This is a genomic window from Aeromonas sp. 84A (genome assembly GCF_051919345.1).
GTDB lineage: Bacteria > Pseudomonadota > Gammaproteobacteria > Enterobacterales > Aeromonadaceae > Aeromonas > Aeromonas veronii.
On sequence record NZ_JBQBEW010000001.1, the window covers coordinates 4,021,644 to 4,038,206 of the forward strand.

The following is a 16,563-nucleotide window of genomic DNA, read 5'->3' on the forward strand; positions in this document are numbered from 1 at the left end:
ACTTATCATAGGAGTTATTGTCAGCAAGAGAAGTCACCCGGCGCATATTAAGGATCCCCATGAGATTTCATCGCACCCTCTTTGCCTTCCTGCTCTGCCTGCTGCTACCGCTGCACGCCTTTGCCGATCCTGCCTTCTATCGGATGAGCAAGGGCAACCAGCAACACTGGCTGCTGGGCTCCATCCATGCGGGCAAGCCAGCCCTCTATCCTCTGCCCGAGCCGGTGGAGCGTGCCTGGCTGCAGAGTCGCGCACTGGTGATGGAGGTGGACATGAACAGCATCACGCAGGATCAGTGGCAACAGACCGGCTCCCTCACCCGACTGGTGGATGGCAAGCCGCTCAAGGATCATCTGCCTGCCGAGCTCTATCAACGCACCCTGATGGCAGGCGCCCGCTATGGCATCGACGAGGCGACCCTCGCCACCCTGCGCCCATGGTTTGCCGCCATTACCCTGACCCAGGCCGCCATGGCCCGCTCCGACTTCAAGAGTGAACTCGGGATAGACCAGCACTTTGCCACCCGGGCCGCCAAAGAGGGCAAACCGGTAGTGGGTTTTGAAACCCTGTTGGAGCAGCTCGGTTATCTGGCCAGCGTGGGTGACAACCAGACCCTGATGCTCGCCAGCACCCTGGATGAGCTACCGATGCTGGAGAGCGGTTTCGCCGCCGTGATGAAGGCGTGGCAGCAGGGAGATGAGGCGACGCTGATCAATCTGCTCAAGGAGGAGATGGCTCCCCCAGCGCTACAGAGCTGGATGGAGCAGACCCTGCTGGCCGAGCGCAACCATAACTGGCTGAAGAAATGGTCCACCCTGCCCAACGAGAGCTTTATCGTGGTAGGCGCCCTGCACCTTTACGGCGAACAGGGGTTGCTGGCGTTGCTGGAGCAGCAAGGGTGGCGCATTACCCCGCTCACCACACCGGGCCCGGTGCAGGCTCGGTCGCAAGGAGTCCAGTGAGAACGATCACAGATCGCGCTGGTTATTAAACAACCTGCAAGGGAGTTGATCGGGATCATCCCGGACGGGGCAAAGAGGTATTTATCATGCCTGTCATCAACCGGGTGACAGGAGCAATAAAATGGACTTTTGGCTGGACCTGATGTTTGGCAACAGCGTGGGATTGATGTCGATGCTGGTGATTATCGGCACCTTCTTGCTCATCAGCTCTTACGCGGCCTACTTCATCTACAAGGTGATGCACTCGCAACCGCCTCATTCACAGCAACCCCATTCTCAACAACCCAAAGAGGGCAAATAATCCTCTGACCACAGGCGGCAGTTCACACTGACCGCCTGTGCTGTTTTATGGTTCGCGACTGTGATTCCCGGGCCAGGCTGCACCAGCGTCCATGCTGGGCGCCCCTTATCCCCTCCCCCTTTCCCCGTTTTCTGTGCCGGTTGCGGCCGTTATAATGGCCCCCACTTTTTCTTATGGGGAGCCTGCCGTGTCTCATAACGACGAACTCTCGCTATTTATGAATGAAGTGGCCGACGTGCGGCCCATTCGCAGCGACAACATCCATCCCCATGCGGCCAAATCCGCCCCGACCGAGGCGCAGCTCGCTCGCCGCCAGGCTGCCACTGCCGAACAACTCGCCCTCGACCACCTCACCATGGAGGCCATCGAGATGCTAGATCCGCACGAAATCGTCGGCTTCAAGCGTGATGGGGTGCAGGAGGGGGTCTACAAGAAGCTGCGGCTCGGCAAATACGAGCTGCAGGCCAGCCTGGACTTGCACCAGAAAACCCTCAATGAGGCACGTCAGACGCTGGTGCAGTTCATTGCGGATTGTGAAGTCCGGGATATCCGTTGCCTGCTGATCCTGCACGGCAAGGGGGAGCGCAGCACCCCGCGTGCCCTGCTGAAAAGCTATGTGAGCGCCTGGTTGCCGCAACTGCCCGCCGTCATGGCGTTCCACAGTGCCGAGCGTCGCCACGGCGGCAGCGGTGCCCTCTATGTGCTGCTGCGAAAAAGCGAACGCAAAAAATCGGAAAACCGCGAGCGGCACCAGAAGCGGCTCGGCTAATCCGCGTTTCGCCCCACGCCTTTGGCACGCCTGCATGAAGGTGGTCAACTATACAGCGGCGGTGTTAGCATCGAATGGCCCCGAGCATGCCAGGTACGGGGCGGCATACCATCAGGGACGATAACAAGGACAATCCCATGTCATATCAAAAGCTTGAACAACATCAGCAGCAGATCCACCGCTTTAGCCACCTCGCCGCCATCTGCGGCTGGGATCAGGCGGCCATGATGCCGGAAGGGGGCAACGATGCCCGCGCCGAAGCAATGGCCGAACTCGGTCTGCTGATCCACCAGAAGCGCACCGCTCCCGAGCTGGGCGACTGGATTGCCAAGGCCGAGAGTGAGCCGCTCGATGAAGTGCAACGGGCCAACCTCAGCGAGATCAAGCGCCAGTGGCAAGATGCCAGCCTGCTGCCCGGTGAGCTGGTCGAAGCGCTGTCGCTCGCTGGCAGCAAGTGCGAGCACGCCTGGCGCAGCCAGCGCAAGCAAAACGACTGGGCCGGTTTTGCCCCCAATCTCGAGGAGGTGGTGAAACTCTCCCGTGAAGTGGCGCAACTGCGGGCCGATGCGCTTGACGTGCGCCCCTACGACGCCATGCTGGCCCTCTATGAGCCGGGCATGACCAGCGCACGGCTCGATCAGATCTTCGGCGATTTGGCCAGCTGGCTGCCGGCTCTTATCCAGACCGTGAGTGAACAACAAAAGGGCGATGCCCTGCTGCTGCCGCAAGGCCCCTTCCCCATCCCGACCCAGCAGGCGCTCGGTCAGGAGGTGATGGGACTGCTCGGCTTTGATTTCGCCCACGGTCGCCTCGATGTGAGCAGCCACCCCTTCTGTGGCGGCGTACCGACCGACGTGCGGATCACCACCCGCTACAACGAGCAGGAGTTTGTCTCCAGCATGATGGGCATAGTGCACGAAACCGGTCACGCCCGTTACGAGCAGGGGCTGCCGCGTCATCTGCTGGGCCAGCCGGTGGCCGAAGCACGCTCCATGGCGATCCACGAGAGCCAGAGCCTGTTTTGCGAGATGCAGCTGGGGCATCATCCGGCCTTCCTCGCGCTGCTGGCACCACGCATTCGTCACCACTTCGGCGAACAGGCGGCGTTTGCGCCGGACAATCTGGCCAAGCTCTACAGCCGGGTCGAGCCGGGCTTTATCCGGGTCGATGCGGACGAGGTGACCTATCCGGCCCACGTTATTCTGCGCTACGAGCTGGAGCGCGATCTGGTGGAAGGGAAGATCGAGGTGGCCGACATCCCCGAGCTGTGGGATGCCAAGATGCAGCAGTGGCTGGGGCTCTCCACCAAGGGAAACTACCGCAATGGCTGCATGCAAGATATTCACTGGACCGACGGCTCGTTCGGCTACTTCCCGAGCTACACCCTGGGCGCCATGTATGCCGCCCAGCTGCGCTTTGCCCTCGAGAAAGAACTGGGCAGCATGGGTGAGGTGATCGCGGCGGGCCGCCTGCCGGAGATCTTCGGCTGGCTCGGACGCAACATCTGGTCACAGGGGAGCCTGCACAGCACCGACGAGCTGGTGCGCCGTGCCACCGGTGAAGCGCTCAACCCGCACTGGCTGCGCCAACATCTGGAACAGCGCTACCTGAAGTAATGAGCGCAGTAAGCTAACAGCAGAACGGGGCCCTTTTTAGTTGACCACTACAGGGCCCCGTTTTTATGGCGGTTCATTTTTATGGCGGTGCATGGCACAGCATGCCGTCACGGCAATGCTGTAAAAAGAGAGAGTTCAGAGGGGATCCGGGGCACCCAGCAACTCGCGTAGTTGCAGGATATTGCCCTCAGGGTCGAAGGCGTTGCGCACCACAAAGCCGGGCCCTGTCCACTGCTGTGACAACAAACCGCCGCCGAGATCCGCCGCCTTCGCTTCTGCCCAGGCGAGGCTGGAGACGGTGAAGAACAGCTTGATGGCCCCCTCTTCCCGCAATTCCGGCGGCCGCTTGATAACAACTTGCCCGGCATAAGGCTCGGGAATGGCGTGGATCAGCAGCTGGATATCGCTGTTTTCCAGCACCACCAACTGCTCATCCTGACTGCAGACCACCATCTGCAGCAGGGTACGGTAAAAGTGGGTCAGCAGGCCCGGATCCTTGGCATAGATCAGGGCACCGGCGCGAGCGGGGCCTGGCATGGAGCACTCCTCAACAGTGAACGGCTGGGTGGACAGATCTCCACCTTCTCACAGTTGCGCGCCCCGTTCGATCCTTTTTAGCGGCTCGCCAGCCTCACTGTACAAAGTGCCACTGCCGCAGTGCCAGTGTCGGAGGCGGCCCCTGCTCATCCCCCAAATCTGCCATGCCCAGCGCCTCGTCATAATGCACCCCGCCAGCACCGCTCTCGGTCAGGTGCTTGGCACGCACCGCCCCGTACAAACCGCCACTTCCGCTGATCTTCATCTCGGTCAGCGGGGCATAGAGGGCGGCATAGAGCGGGGTATTGCCCGACAGCTTGATCCCATCCTTGCCGCTATACGCGGAATAGATGGAGATAGCGGGCGTACCGCCAGTGGTCAGCCCCTGCTTGGCTGCCGTCACCTCTGCACCGGCCCCGAGATCGACCTTGCCGCTGACGATCAGGGTCAGGCTGCTCCCCTCGCTCACCGTCAACTTGTTGCTGCCAGTCATGGTGAAATCCTTGTCGATCAGCAGCACCACATCCCCCTTGATGATGAGACTGGCATCGGCCCCCATATTGAGGCTGTCGAGCTGATAAATGGTCTGCTCCTTGCCAAACAACTCCCCCTTGCCGGGTAGCGGTAGCCCGGGCTTGTGCTGGTTGCTGCTGGTGACCGAGCCGGTGGCGGGATCTGTGGTCAGCACCATCTGCTGGGTGGCGCCCAGCGTCAGGGGGCCATTGATGGGCAGCGTTGCAGGGGGGAACGATTTGGGCAACGCGGCCACATTGAGCGGGTCACACACCTGCCCGGCCACAGGTGGCAGCTTGGGATCATTGCGATACTCGGGATCCAGATACTTCTGGTTCGCCTGATCTTTAAAAAAGCCAGCACCACCATAACTGAGTTTGCCGCTGTCGATACTGGTACCCCAGTCCATGGAGACATTGCCATTGACCGCCACCTGACCACCGATGCGCCCCCCTTTCAGGGTCAAACTGCCACCCCCTTTCACATTGCCGGAGACCCGGACAATCTTGTCCGAAGAGGGGGAGATAATGACGTCGCTCCCGGCATTCACGTTGCCGGAGATGGGGGAAGATCCGTTGAGGGTCACGGTACCTGTTGCCCGCACATCGCCCCAAATTGGCGAATTGCCGTCAAGCACCACATTGGCCTTGTCACTGACGGTCGCCACCTTGGCATTCTGGTTAATGTTGGTGCCGCCATATTTGCCCTTGCGCGAGTCATAGCTGTCGATAAAACCGCTACCGGAGAGGCTCAGCCCTTCACACGCCACCACCGAATCCTGAAAGATGAGATTGCCGGGCTCGCGCTTGAGGGCAAACAGCGCGTTGAGGCTGGCATTGCCCTCCAAATAGCGGCCATGGCTCTGCAATGCCAGCTTGCTCCCGGCGGAGGCATCCAGCTGTTCGATGCTAAAGCGGCTACCCGCCATGGCCCCTTCGCCCTTGCTTGGCACCTTCTGCACCAGCTGAGCCCACTCTATCCGCGGTTCGGCGCCAAGGGCCTGATGCAGGGCACGATAACTCTCGTTCATCCCCTGCTCGGCACTGAGCTGCGCATTGATCTTCTTGTGAAAATTGCCGCTCAGGCGAGTTTGCAACTGGTTCTCCTGAATGCTGGTAAACACCAGCAGACTCGACAGCAGGCTCACCACCAGCACCACCAGCAGTACGGCTCCCCGCTGCCCCTGCAATCCCTTGTTCATCCCGCTCCCCCTGCTGTGGCGTTGGCACCGGATGTGGCCAACGCTGCCGCCCAGACCGCCTTGCGGCGGGCCACCTGCACCTCTACTCCCGGTGCCAGATAGCTGGGCAGCCCTTCGGGCAAGATGCGGATATTGACCAGTGCACCCTGCTGGCCGAATTCAAGATCCTGAAGATGGGCCAGCAACAGGCGCGGGCCATCTCCGTCATCGCAACTGAGCACCGGCGGCGTGAAGCGGTACTGCTCGGTAAAATCGGCGGTTTTCTGGTTGCCAAGGCAGGAGAGCACCTGACTGCCCCCCTCTACCTTGAAAGCCAGCGTCAGGCGATCAGGGGTCACGGCTATCAGCTGATCCGCCTGCTTGATGCTGTTGGTAAAGGTGAGAGTGGCAAAGCGCAGCACTTCGTTCGCCTGCTCCAACGCCTTGCTCTGCTCGACCGTGCTCTTGATCGGGGCGTAACCGGCAAAAATCGCCAGCATCAGCATCAGACCGAGCACCATGGAGATCATCAGCTCGACGAGACTGACACCTCGTTGCCGTGAGGGGACGCTCAGCATAAAGGCGGAAATCCTGCGTTCAGCTCCACCCGCTTGGCGCCGGAGACCCGCTCATCCTGCCACTCGATAGCGACCACAAAGTTGTCGCTATAACGGTTCGGCAGTACCAGCCGGTGGCCATCCTGCAGGGTGAAGCGGGCAAGAAAATCGGCCTGGGTGAACCGCTCGGGCTTGCGCTGCACTTCACACAGCGAGCTCCAGATCTGCTCCACGCTGTTGCTCGCCTCGATCGTAGCCAGCGTGCTCTGCAAGCTGTAGTGCGCCTGCTGCAACGAGACCACCTGCCCCTTGGCGAGACCGAGAAACACCATCACCGCCAACACCATGGAAACCATGATCTCCACCAGATTGAAGCCCTGCTGGCGAGCAAGTGCCGCGTATCTCATGAGCAGCTCCCTTGCAGCAGCTGGCCGCTCGGGGCCACGCAGAGCACCCGCTGCTCACCGAGGCGATTGGCCAGAATGATCTCGGCGTGGCTGCTGCTGCCGGTTGGCGCGATCTGGATGGGGTCAAACGGCTTGATCACCACGCCGCCACCGGGAGCTGATGCCTGACGCAACCGCTGGCTGTCGGCCATCACCTCCCAGCCACCGTTCTCGGTGCCCTGCAATACCACCGGCAGGGTCAGCTTGACCGCTTCACTGCGGGCAAAACGGTAGGCAGACGCGAGTTCGGTCGCGCTGCGATCGAGCCGTTCGGCCGCGAGGCGCTGACTCATGGAGGGCAACCCGACCAATAGCAAGATGGCGGCTATACCGACCGTGATCATCAACTCAATCAGAGTAAATCCGCGCACATTCATCTTATGATCCCCAGCAGTCATGGCGATTGGCCGCGCGATAACCGGTCTGATCGAGGGTCAGAGTGCCGCACTCATCCTGTTGTCGCGTCGTTGGAATGGCTTTAAGCAGGTAGTCGCCAGCATCTTGCTGGCTGTAGCTGAACTGGTAGAAATCCGTGTTGGAAGGGGTGGCAAACGTGTCGGGATAACGGCCCTGTTGGGTATAGATACGTTCGAGGGCGAGCGCCTGCTCCAGCAATTGCTGTTGCGCTTCGTAACGACGTCCCTGTTGCAAATAACCCTGATACGCTGGCAACGCGATGGCCGCGAGAATGCTGACAACCGTCATGGCGATCAACAACTCGATCAGACTAAACCCCCGGCAATGGGGCCATGCCTTACAGTCGTTCACTTATCATCCTTGGCAAGTGTTGTTGTTATTGGTCGGCTCTGGGCCGCAAATGCGATGACTTAATAATCATAAAAAATTAACTAACTCGATTGAACAACACTAAATCGTCACACTCAATGTAAAAAAGATAATTATGTGATCTATTATTAATTTTTAAGCAGTTTTCACCGCCACTAATCTCGCTAAGCAAATAAAGCTAAGCAAATCTTGCCTACGACCCGTCCGTTATGCCTCCTTCTGTCGAGCCGCGACATATGAATAACAGCGTGACGAAGAGTGAAACCCGGCCGTGCAATGAAAGAGTAAAAAAACCTTTCGCCAATTTTTGCTATCCCTGTCCGTTTCTGGCTAGTCATGGCCCCCGAGCCCCCTTACTCTCTTGCCATCTATTCCAGCAAAGCCGCCAACACCATGAATGCAAAGCCCAGCCCAGAGTCGTCACAAGATGAGGTGATCAACACCCTCAGCCGTGAGCAGTGTCACGCCGCACGGCTCGCCCGCGATGCTCGCTTCGATGGCCGCTTCTTTACCGGCGTGCTCTCGACCGGCATCTACTGCCGGCCAGTCTGCCCGGCACGGCCACCGCACGAGCACAATGTGCGCTACTTCCAAAGCGCCGCGGCCGCCGAGCAGTATGGGCTGCGACCCTGCCTGCGTTGCCGCCCAGAGCTGGCCCCCGCAGCCCGTGGCAATCTGCCGGTTGAACTGGCACGTCTGCTGGCGCGCATCGATCGCGGCGAGCTGGCTGACGGCTCGCTCTCTGAATTGGCCGAAGAGGCCGGGATAAGTGAACGCACCCTGCGCCGCCAGTTCGAGCAGCACCTCGGCGCCTCGCCAAAACAGGTGGAGCAGACACGCCGCCTGCTGCTCGCGAAACGACTGCTGACTGAAACCGGGCTACCCATCACCGACATCGCGTTTGCCGCTGGCTTTGCCAGCATCCGTCGCTTCAATGACGCCTGGCTCAACGCCTACGGGCTGGCCCCACGCACCCTGCGCCAACAGGAGCAGCACGATGACGCGCCAGAGCACATGAGCACGCAGCCCCGCGGCGCAACCCTGACGCTGCAACTGCCCTACCGCCCCCCGTATGACGTAGCGGCCATGCTGGCGTTCTACCGGCTGCGGGCAATCCCGGGACTGGAGCTGGTAGATGGCGAGGTGTATGAGCGGCGCTACCGGGTCGGCGATCAGGTCGCGCTGGTACGCATCGCGCAGGGCAAGGGGCACAGCCTGCTGCTTACTGTCCATGACCTACCGCTCGCGGCGCTGCCCGATCTGCTCTATCGGGTGCGCAGGATGTGGGATCTCGATGCCGATATGCAGCGGATCGGTGATCTGCTCGGTCAGGATCCGCTGCTCGCCCGCTTGCAGGCGCGCTGGCCCGGCGTGCGACTGCCGGGTGGCTGGGACGAATACGAGGTGATGCTGCGTGCCATCGTCGGCCAGCAGGTGTCGGTCAAGGGGGCCATCACCATACTCGGGCGGCTGGTGGCGCGCACCGAGGCGCAATTCGGGGTGGCGCAACTACCGACCCCCGCCCAGTTGTGCGAACTCGATCTCGACGGCATCGGCATGCCCGGCAGCCGCATTCGTACCCTGCGTGGAGTGGCGAAGGCGCTGGCCAGCGGCGAGCTGACCCTCACTACAGCCAGTGATGAGCAGTTGCTGGCACTACCGGGCATAGGCCCCTGGACGGTCTCTTACTGGCGGCTGCGCTGCGGGCTGGATACCGATGCCTTCCCCGCCTCCGATCTGGTACTGCAAAAGGCACTCGGAGGCGGCACCAAGCTGCCGGTGAAGGAGGTGTTGACGCAAAGCGCAGCATGGCAGCCATGGCGCAGCTATGCGGCCAGCTGGCTGTGGCACGCCATGAGCGAAGCGCCCGATTTGCTGCTCCGTGCCACTGGCAACGAACAACAGCCAGATACCCAACAACAGGAGATAACCCCATGATCCGCTACGATATCCTGCCGACCCGCTGCGGCGATCTGCTGGTTGCCATCAATGAATCCGGTCTGGTGCACGTGGACTTTGTGGCGGGCCTGCGGGCACTGCCCGATATGAGTGGCTGGCAGCAAGATCACGGAGCACTGGCCCCCTTCCTCGCCGAATTTGACGCCTATTTTGCCGGTCACTTGCAGCGCTTCTCCCTGCCCCTTGCCGCCCGTGGCACCGCCTTTCAGCAGGCGGTATGGCAAGCTCTGTGCGACATCCCCTACGGCGAGACCCGCAGCTACAGCGATATTGCCCGCGCCATCGGCAAACCCGATGCGGTGCGGGCTGTGGGCTCGGCGAACGGCCGCAATCCGCTCTCGATCATCGTCCCCTGCCATCGGGTGATCGGCCAAAACGGCAGCCTGACCGGCTATGCGGGGGGATTGGAGATTAAAAAAGCGCTGCTGGCGCTGGAGAGGGGCAATTAAAGGAGGGTAGGCAGAGAACCTGCGATAAAAATTGCCCCTTTCCGGATGGAGAAAGGGGCTCATTGATCAGCGTTTCAGGCTGCCCATCACATGCATTTCGCAGCGGTTGCAGTCAAAACGCAGGCGGAAGGTGTCCTTACCCATCTTGAGCTCCAGCGGCTCGGCCTTGAGACCGGGCACCTCGTTCGGGCAGAGGTTCTGGCTATAGCGGATGCAATGCTTGGTGATCATCAGCACCACTTCCCGTTCCTCCTTGTTAGCCTCATAGGCGGGAGCAATCCGATCCACCCCGTGTTCGCGGAAGAACTGCTCGGCCGCGCTGTTCAGCACATTGCCAAGGTAGGAGAGACGGTGCTGGGGATAGTTGATATCCCGCAGGGCAATGCGTCGCTCGGGGCGCTGGTAGCTGGCCACGCGTGCGGCCTCAAGTGCAGCGATGCCATCCCGGCGCAAACCGTTGAGCTGTGATGCGGCGATAAATAGCGGGTGAGTGAATGCCAACTCAATCTTGCGCGCAACAAACAGGGTATTGCCGAGTTTGCCAAGCTGATCCCGCGCCTGTTGCAGCGCCCGCTCCGGGTTGTCGGCAGGCTGCTTGTCGCAAGGCAAGGTCACCGCAACGCTGATGCCCTGCTCGTCGGTGAGCGTGAGGATCACACCCTCATCGCACTCAGCCAGCACCATATCGACCCGGATGCGGCGATCCGCGCTCGCCTTCTCCAGCATCTTGCTGAACGCCTGATCGTGGTTGCGGTAGATTTCTGTCCCCACCTTTAGCCCCGGCATTCGTTCTGACAGGAGTAACTGCTTACCTTCGACCTTGTTGAGGCGCATTCCCACCAGCTCGTTATTCGGCTTGAAGAAGCCCAGACCATCGCCGTTGTTAAGGCTGACCTGCTTGCCGTCGATCTCGATGCCGTCACGGGTCACCTTGGTGACCCGCCCCAGCGGCTCGCCCACATATTTTGGGCTCTTGGTGGAGTCGATCCCCTGCTGGCGACCATGGAGGAAGTAATCGGTGCTGCCGCGGTTGAAGCTCTTCTTGGGATCTGGCGTGAAGCCGTAGCTGCAACGACCCGCAGAGGCAGCCACCAAATCGGAGCGACTATCCAGAATGGCGTCCAGCTTCTGGCGATACCAGGCGGTGACGTTCTTGACGTAGTCGAGCCCCTTGAGTCGCCCCTCGATCTTGAAGGAGCGGATCCCCGCCTCGATCAACGCCTCCAGGTTGTCGGTCTGATCCATATCCTTGAGGGACAACAGGTGGCTGTCGGCCACCAGCACTTCACCGTCCGGCTTTTGCAGTGAGCAGGGCAGGCGACAGAGCTGGGCACACTCGCCGCGGTTGGCACTGCGACCGGTACGGGCATGACTGATGTTGCACTGGCCGCTGTAGGAGACGCAGAGCGCGCCGTGGATAAAGAACTCCAGCTGCACATTGGTCGCTGCACTGATCTCGCGGATCTGCGCAAGAGACAGTTCGCGCGCCAGCACCACCTGAGAGAAACCCACATCCTGCAGAAACTTCACCTTCTCCGGCGTGCGGTTGTCGGTCTGGGTACTGGCATGAAGCGCGATGGGTGGCAGATCGAGCGCCAGCAGCCCCATATCCTGCACGATGAGCGCATCGGCACCCGCTTCATATATTTGGTGGGTCAGGCGCCGGGCCTGCTCCAGCTCGTGATCGTGCAGCAGAGTGTTGAAGGCGACAAAGACCTGGGCGCCGAAACGGTGGGCGTGGCGCGCCAGCGCTTCGATATCCTCGATGGAGTTGCCCGCCGCACTGCGGGCGCCAAAGGCAGGGCCGCCCATGTAGACGGCATCGGCGCCATGGTTGATGGCTTCGATGCCGTAGGCGAGGTTCTTGGCCGGAGCCAGCAGCTCCAACCGGTTGTTGTGGCTTAACGGGTGCTTGTTCTGGTGCATGGTCTAGAGATCAGGGCGGACAGCAAATGGGCGCTACTCTAGCCCATTCACCCCCCCCGTGCCTTGATCCCGCTTAAGGTATCCGCAAAATGCAGGATTAGATAACCACCTTGAGTGCCAGTCCAAGCAGCACCAGGCCGCTCACCTTATCGATCACAAAGGATTTGGCTTTAAGCCACGCCAGCACCGGCCCGCGGGAGAGCACCAGCGCCACCAGCACGTACCAGACTGCATCGATCCCGCCCGCGGTCAGCATCATGATGCCCCCCTCGCTCCAGCCGGTATCGGCCCGCACAAACTGGCTGAACAGGGCGATGAAGAAGACCGCCAGCTGGGGATTGAGGAAGGCCACCATAAAACCTTCAAAGGCCCCTTGCCGACCACGCAGCTGGTGAACTTCTTCACTCGCGTCACCACTGGCTGGTTTTGCCAGCAGTGCTTTCACCCCAAGCCAGGCAAGAAACGCAGCACCGCCGTAGCGGATCAGATCAAACAGGATCGGGGTCTGGGTGATCAGAATGGAGAGGCCAAGCGCGGTAACCAGCGCATAGATACCAACCCCGAGGCCGTGGCCGAGCGCGGTGGCGACGCCATGCCCCTGCCCGCCCTGCACCGTGTTTCGGATGATCAGCGCCAGACTCGGCCCCGGGCTGATGGCGCCCATCACGCAGATTGCGGCCAGTGCCAGCCAACTCGTCAGTTCCATGCTTTTCCTCTTTATATGCTCGATATGATGCCCTGCATTCAGGGTACGGGCTGAGCCATTATGCCAGTAGTGAAAGTTATGAATAGATTCCATAACCAATGGCTATGGCACCACACAACTGACTGCGGCTAACAGCCGTGATCGAGCAGCTTGCGACTCTCGCCGACGGTACGTTGCAGGTGATCCCGCAGGAATGGGTAGGCCAGCTCGCGAAACCAGCGGTGGGCCGGATCCTGATGGTGGCGCTGGTGCCACAGCAGATGATACTGCTGGTCGCGGGTAGCAAATGGCAGTTCGACAAAGGTGAGCTCATGGTCGCAGGAGAGCTGCCAGGCGATATGAGCCGGAGTGGTCATCAGGCAATCGGTGCGCAGCAACACCTCCACCGCCGCCTGAAAGAAGGGGACTCGGGCAAACCAGCGCCGACTCAGTCCCTGCGGCGCCAACACCTGCTCAACCGGACTGTCCTTGTCGCCTCCCCCACTCACCTGCAAGTGAGGCCAGGCGAGATAGTCATCGAGACTCAGCGCCTTGCCCGCCAGCGGGTGATGACGTCCCATCAACACCGCCAGCCGATCTTCCCCCTGATGCAGGCCGCGTATCTGATCCGGCACCTGTTCGGTGATGGTGGAGACCAGATCAAGCTCGGACTGCCACAGTTGCGGTAGCTGACGTTTGTCCCACAGGCTGTACTCCATCGCCGCCAACGGCGCCTCTTTGGCGAGCGCGGCGCAGATATCGGGCAGGATATGCTGGGCCACATAATCGGAAGAGGCGAGCCGAAATACCCGCTCGCAGCGGCTCGGGTCAAACCCTGGCGCCTCGTAGAGCCGCTCCAGCGCCCCGAGAGAATCCGCCAGCTGGGCTGCCAGCGCTTCGGCCCGTGGCGTCAGCAGCCAGCGTTGCCCCTCCCGCACCAGCAGCTCGTCGTCAAACTCGCTGCGCAACTGGGCAAGCTGCTTGCTGATGGAGGGCTGGCTCAAGTGCAGCAGCTCGGCGGCGCGGCTGATATTGCGGGTCTCCAGCAGCACCTTGAGAGTGGGCAGCAAGTTGAGATTGGCTCTGAGCAAGGAGATACCCTCATCGGTCGGGAAAGGCCTATCTTAGGGCAGACGAGTCCCGTGTTTTAAGCAAAATTTCCAGCCATGTTCAGCACGTTGTGACCCTTTCCGGCCAGATGGCGCAGCCACTTGCCCTGCACATAACCATGACCACAAGATGACAGTGGTTGTCTCGTGCGGCATAATTGCACGATTTTCCGCCCGCGGGGCGCTCCACTTTGAGAAGCGGTAACAAGATGAAATACGCCAATATCACAGGCTGGGGAAAATGCCTGCCCCCCTCCGTGCTGACCAACGACGACCTCAGCACCATCATGGATACGTCAGATGAGTGGATCTATCCCCGTACCGGCATCAAGCAGCGTCGGGTCTCCCATGTCAGTACCTCAGACCTGGCGACTCTGGCTGGCCGTCGCGCGCTGGCCTGTGCTGGTCTCGAAGCGAGCGACCTCGATGGCATCATCCTGGCTACCGCCACTCCGGACAACCTGCTGCCAAGCGCCGCCTCTGCGGTGCAGAAGAAGCTGGGCGCCGTCAATGCCGCCGTGTTTGACCTCAACGCCGCCTGTACCGGTTTCGTCTACTCCCTCTCGGTCGCTACCTCGCTGGTACAGACCGGTATGATGAAGAAGGTTCTGGTGATCGGCGCCGAGCGCCTCACCTATCTGCTGGACTGGGCCCGTCGCGATACCGCTGTGCTGTTTGGCGACGGTGCCGGTGCCGTGGTGATCGAGGCAAGCGAGCAGGAGTGTGGCCTGATCGCCAACAAGCTGGGCTGTGACAGTGAAGCGCGTGAGATCCTGCACGTACCGAACTTCGGTACCGATCGGGTGCGTTTTGCCGATATCGACGGGCTGTTCACCTTCAACTTCGAAGGGCCGGAGATCTTCAAACGCGCCGTGCGCGGCATGGGTGAGGCCACCAGCACTGTGCTGGCGCAGGCCGGTATTGCACCGGAGCAGGTCGATCTGATCGTGCCGCACCAGGCCAATATCCGCATCATCGAGACCCTCGCCAAACGGATGAATGCACCGATGGAGAAGGTGATGGTCAACATCGAAAACTACGGCAACACCTCCGCTGCTACTGTGCCCATCGCCCTGTGCGAAGCGCTGGAGCAGGGCCGCGTCAAGCCGAACTCCTATCTGCTGACCGCCGCTTTCGGTGCCGGTCTGACCTGGGGCGCAGCCATCATCAAGTGGGGCGATCGCGTCACCCCCATCAAGGCGTGCGATGCCGAACTGCCCCCGTGCGACCAGAGCGCGCTGGAGCTGATTGCTCACGCCGTCGAAGGGTGTCAGAAGGCCCACGCCAACGAGGCTTGATCCTCATCAGGAGCCTGAATCCTCAGGCTCCTTCTCTCCTTTTCATCCCCACCAAGCTCTGCCCCCCACTTCGCAAGCCGTTTGATACGGCAATCGCTGATACAAACAACTCCGATTTGCAGCCAATTAATTTTTTTCCGCTAACCTTATTGTGCCAACTATAAATAAAGAAAAGAGCGTCAAGGGGCACCATGACTGTTGCAGTCCCGCGCCTTTACCTCTTACCAAATAATTGCACAGGGATAAGCTACGTATGGCACAACACAAAAGTGGCGTGAACACACCGCTTTGGGAACCGGTTTGCTGGATTTGCTGCATCGGGCTTGCTCTGCTCAGCTGCCTGTTGCTGCAGCTTGCCGATACGCTGTCACCTCTCTACCTGCTGCTCAATGTGCTGGTTGGTATTGCCGCCGCGCTCTGGACATCGAGTCACTTCCACCAGCACACACTCCGACATCGTGCAAGAGAGGAACAAACCGTCGCAACCGATCCTCTCGCCCACTCCATCATCGGGCTCGAACAGGTGTGCGAGAAGGCACTCCCCATCTGGTCCCAGCAAATTGAAAGCTCTCGTCAACAAACCGAAGCAGCGATGATTGACCTGACTCAACGCTTCAGCGGCTTGGCCAACAAGCTGGAAGAAGCAGTCAATGCTTCTCATCTGGCAGCCGGAGAATTGGGTGATGCCAATTCTCGTGGCATGGCTGGAGTCTTGAGCGAGAGCCAGCAGCAGCTCAATGAGGTAGTGGCCATCCTGCACTCCGCCCAGGCCAATCGGGACGCCATGCTGGGTGAGATAAAAAGCCTGACCACCTACACCATAGAGCTCAACACCATGGCCATGGATGTGGCCAAAATCGCCTCACAGACCAACCTGCTGGCCCTCAACGCCGCCATTGAAGCGGCTCGCGCTGGGGAAGCTGGTCGTGGCTTTGCTGTGGTCGCTGATGAAGTGCGCAACCTCTCCCGCCTCTCCAGCGAAACCGCCCAAAAGATGACCGACAAGGTAGACACCATCAATACTGCTATCGGCCGCGCCTTCCAGATTGCCGAAAATGCTGCCGCACGGGATCACGCCTCGGCGCTCAATTCGGAGCAGACAATTGAGCAGGTACTGGCCCGTTTTCGCCATGCCACTGACAGCCTGGCGGAATCCGCCTCCCTGCTGCAAAACGAGAGCACCGATATCCATCGCGAAATCTCCAGCGTCATTGTCTCGCTGCAATTTCAAGACAGGGTCAGCCAGATCCTCAGCCACGTCAGACAAAACATGGAGAGCCTCTCCAGCCATCTGGTTGCTTCGGAGCAGAGCAGCAATGCGACAGGGCCAATCCAGATCGATGCCAATCGCTGGCTGGCAGAGATGGAACTCTCATACGCCACCGACGAACAGCGCAATATTCACCATGGTCGCACCACCCGTTCTGTCAACGCGCAACCAAGCAGCGCCGACATCACATTTTTCTAGGA

General features: G+C 60.4%; 17 protein-coding genes. 8 read left to right on the plus strand and 9 right to left on the minus strand.

Features of this window, described 5'->3' with window-relative positions:
• Nucleotides 1-59 precede the first annotated feature (59 nt).
• From ACTG20_RS18155 to ACTG20_RS18170, 4 genes are all read left to right on the plus strand, one after another.
• The gene (locus ACTG20_RS18155; RefSeq protein WP_194496572.1) at nucleotides 60-962 is read left to right on the plus strand and encodes a TraB/GumN family protein; all 903 of its coding nucleotides are present in this window, start codon (nucleotides 60-62) and stop codon (nucleotides 960-962) included.
• Between the two features lie 121 nt (nucleotides 963-1,083).
• Nucleotides 1,084-1,263: a DUF3149 domain-containing protein gene (locus ACTG20_RS18160; protein ID WP_005338733.1), complete on the plus strand. Its 180-nt coding sequence runs from the start codon at nucleotides 1,084-1,086 to the stop codon at nucleotides 1,261-1,263.
• A gap of 187 nt (nucleotides 1,264-1,450) precedes the next feature.
• The gene (smrA, locus tag ACTG20_RS18165; protein WP_194496573.1) at nucleotides 1,451-2,032 is read left to right on the plus strand and encodes a DNA endonuclease SmrA; all 582 of its coding nucleotides are present in this window, start codon (nucleotides 1,451-1,453) and stop codon (nucleotides 2,030-2,032) included.
• A 137-nt stretch (nucleotides 2,033-2,169) separates the two neighbouring features.
• Nucleotides 2,170-3,648 (plus strand): carboxypeptidase M32, encoded by a 1,479-nt coding sequence (locus tag ACTG20_RS18170; RefSeq protein WP_194496574.1) that lies wholly within the window; start codon nucleotides 2,170-2,172, stop codon nucleotides 3,646-3,648.
• A 135-nt stretch (nucleotides 3,649-3,783) separates the two neighbouring features.
• Here ACTG20_RS18170 and ACTG20_RS18175 read toward each other — a convergent pair whose 3' ends face one another.
• The 6 genes from ACTG20_RS18175 to ACTG20_RS18200 form a co-directional block, all read right to left on the minus strand.
• Nucleotides 3,784-4,185, minus strand: a complete 402-nt coding sequence (locus ACTG20_RS18175; protein WP_194496575.1) for a VOC family protein — start codon at nucleotides 4,183-4,185, stop codon at nucleotides 3,784-3,786.
• Between the two features lie 94 nt (nucleotides 4,186-4,279).
• Entirely contained in the window at nucleotides 4,280-5,899 is a 1,620-nt protein-coding gene (locus tag ACTG20_RS18180; protein ID WP_194496576.1) for a DUF7305 domain-containing protein, read from the minus strand.
• Nucleotides 5,896-6,456, minus strand: coding sequence for a PilW family protein (locus ACTG20_RS18185; protein ID WP_005338746.1), 561 nt, complete (start codon nucleotides 6,454-6,456; stop codon nucleotides 5,896-5,898). The genes ACTG20_RS18180 and ACTG20_RS18185 overlap by 4 nt, the downstream gene beginning before the upstream one ends.
• Complete coding sequence (locus ACTG20_RS18190) at nucleotides 6,450-6,842, minus strand: type IV pilus modification PilV family protein (protein WP_005338749.1); 393 nt, start codon at nucleotides 6,840-6,842, stop codon at nucleotides 6,450-6,452. The genes ACTG20_RS18185 and ACTG20_RS18190 overlap by 7 nt, the downstream gene beginning before the upstream one ends.
• Nucleotides 6,839-7,258 (minus strand): GspH/FimT family pseudopilin, encoded by a 420-nt coding sequence (locus ACTG20_RS18195; RefSeq protein ID WP_005349592.1) that lies wholly within the window; start codon nucleotides 7,256-7,258, stop codon nucleotides 6,839-6,841. Before ACTG20_RS18195 ends, ACTG20_RS18190 begins: the two co-directional genes overlap by 4 nt.
• Before the next feature lies 1 nt (nucleotide 7,259).
• Nucleotides 7,260-7,649 (minus strand): type IV pilin protein, encoded by a 390-nt coding sequence (locus ACTG20_RS18200; RefSeq protein WP_005343572.1) that lies wholly within the window; start codon nucleotides 7,647-7,649, stop codon nucleotides 7,260-7,262.
• Nucleotides 7,650-8,060: 411 nt separating this feature from the next.
• Between ACTG20_RS18200 and ACTG20_RS18205 the strand changes: the two genes are divergently transcribed.
• Nucleotides 8,061-9,605, plus strand: coding sequence for an AlkA N-terminal domain-containing protein (locus ACTG20_RS18205; RefSeq protein WP_194496577.1), 1,545 nt, complete (start codon nucleotides 8,061-8,063; stop codon nucleotides 9,603-9,605).
• The gene (locus ACTG20_RS18210; RefSeq protein WP_194496578.1) at nucleotides 9,602-10,075 is read left to right on the plus strand and encodes a methylated-DNA--[protein]-cysteine S-methyltransferase; all 474 of its coding nucleotides are present in this window, start codon (nucleotides 9,602-9,604) and stop codon (nucleotides 10,073-10,075) included. The genes ACTG20_RS18205 and ACTG20_RS18210 overlap by 4 nt, the downstream gene beginning before the upstream one ends.
• 66 nt (nucleotides 10,076-10,141) lie before the next feature.
• On the opposite strand, the gene ACTG20_RS18215 is transcribed toward ACTG20_RS18210, so the two are convergent.
• The 3 genes from ACTG20_RS18215 to ACTG20_RS18225 form a co-directional block, all read right to left on the minus strand.
• Nucleotides 10,142-12,001: a peptidase U32 family protein gene (locus tag ACTG20_RS18215; RefSeq protein WP_194496579.1), complete on the minus strand. Its 1,860-nt coding sequence runs from the start codon at nucleotides 11,999-12,001 to the stop codon at nucleotides 10,142-10,144.
• Between the two features lie 97 nt (nucleotides 12,002-12,098).
• A complete protein-coding gene (locus ACTG20_RS18220; RefSeq protein ID WP_042080663.1) occupies nucleotides 12,099-12,707 on the minus strand; it encodes a LysE family translocator in 609 nt (202 codons plus the stop codon).
• Nucleotides 12,708-12,835: 128 nt separating this feature from the next.
• On the minus strand, nucleotides 12,836-13,777 hold the full coding sequence (locus tag ACTG20_RS18225; RefSeq protein WP_194496580.1) for a LysR family transcriptional regulator: 942 nt from the start codon (nucleotides 13,775-13,777) through the stop codon (nucleotides 12,836-12,838).
• 227 nt (nucleotides 13,778-14,004) lie between these two features.
• On the opposite strand from ACTG20_RS18225, the gene ACTG20_RS18230 reads away from it, so the two are divergent.
• Nucleotides 14,005-15,093, plus strand: a complete 1,089-nt coding sequence (locus ACTG20_RS18230) for a ketoacyl-ACP synthase III (protein WP_194496581.1) — start codon at nucleotides 14,005-14,007, stop codon at nucleotides 15,091-15,093.
• Between the two features lie 253 nt (nucleotides 15,094-15,346).
• Complete coding sequence (locus ACTG20_RS18235) at nucleotides 15,347-16,561, plus strand: methyl-accepting chemotaxis protein (RefSeq protein ID WP_194496582.1); 1,215 nt, start codon at nucleotides 15,347-15,349, stop codon at nucleotides 16,559-16,561.
• The last annotated feature ends 2 nt before the right edge of the window (nucleotides 16,562-16,563 follow it).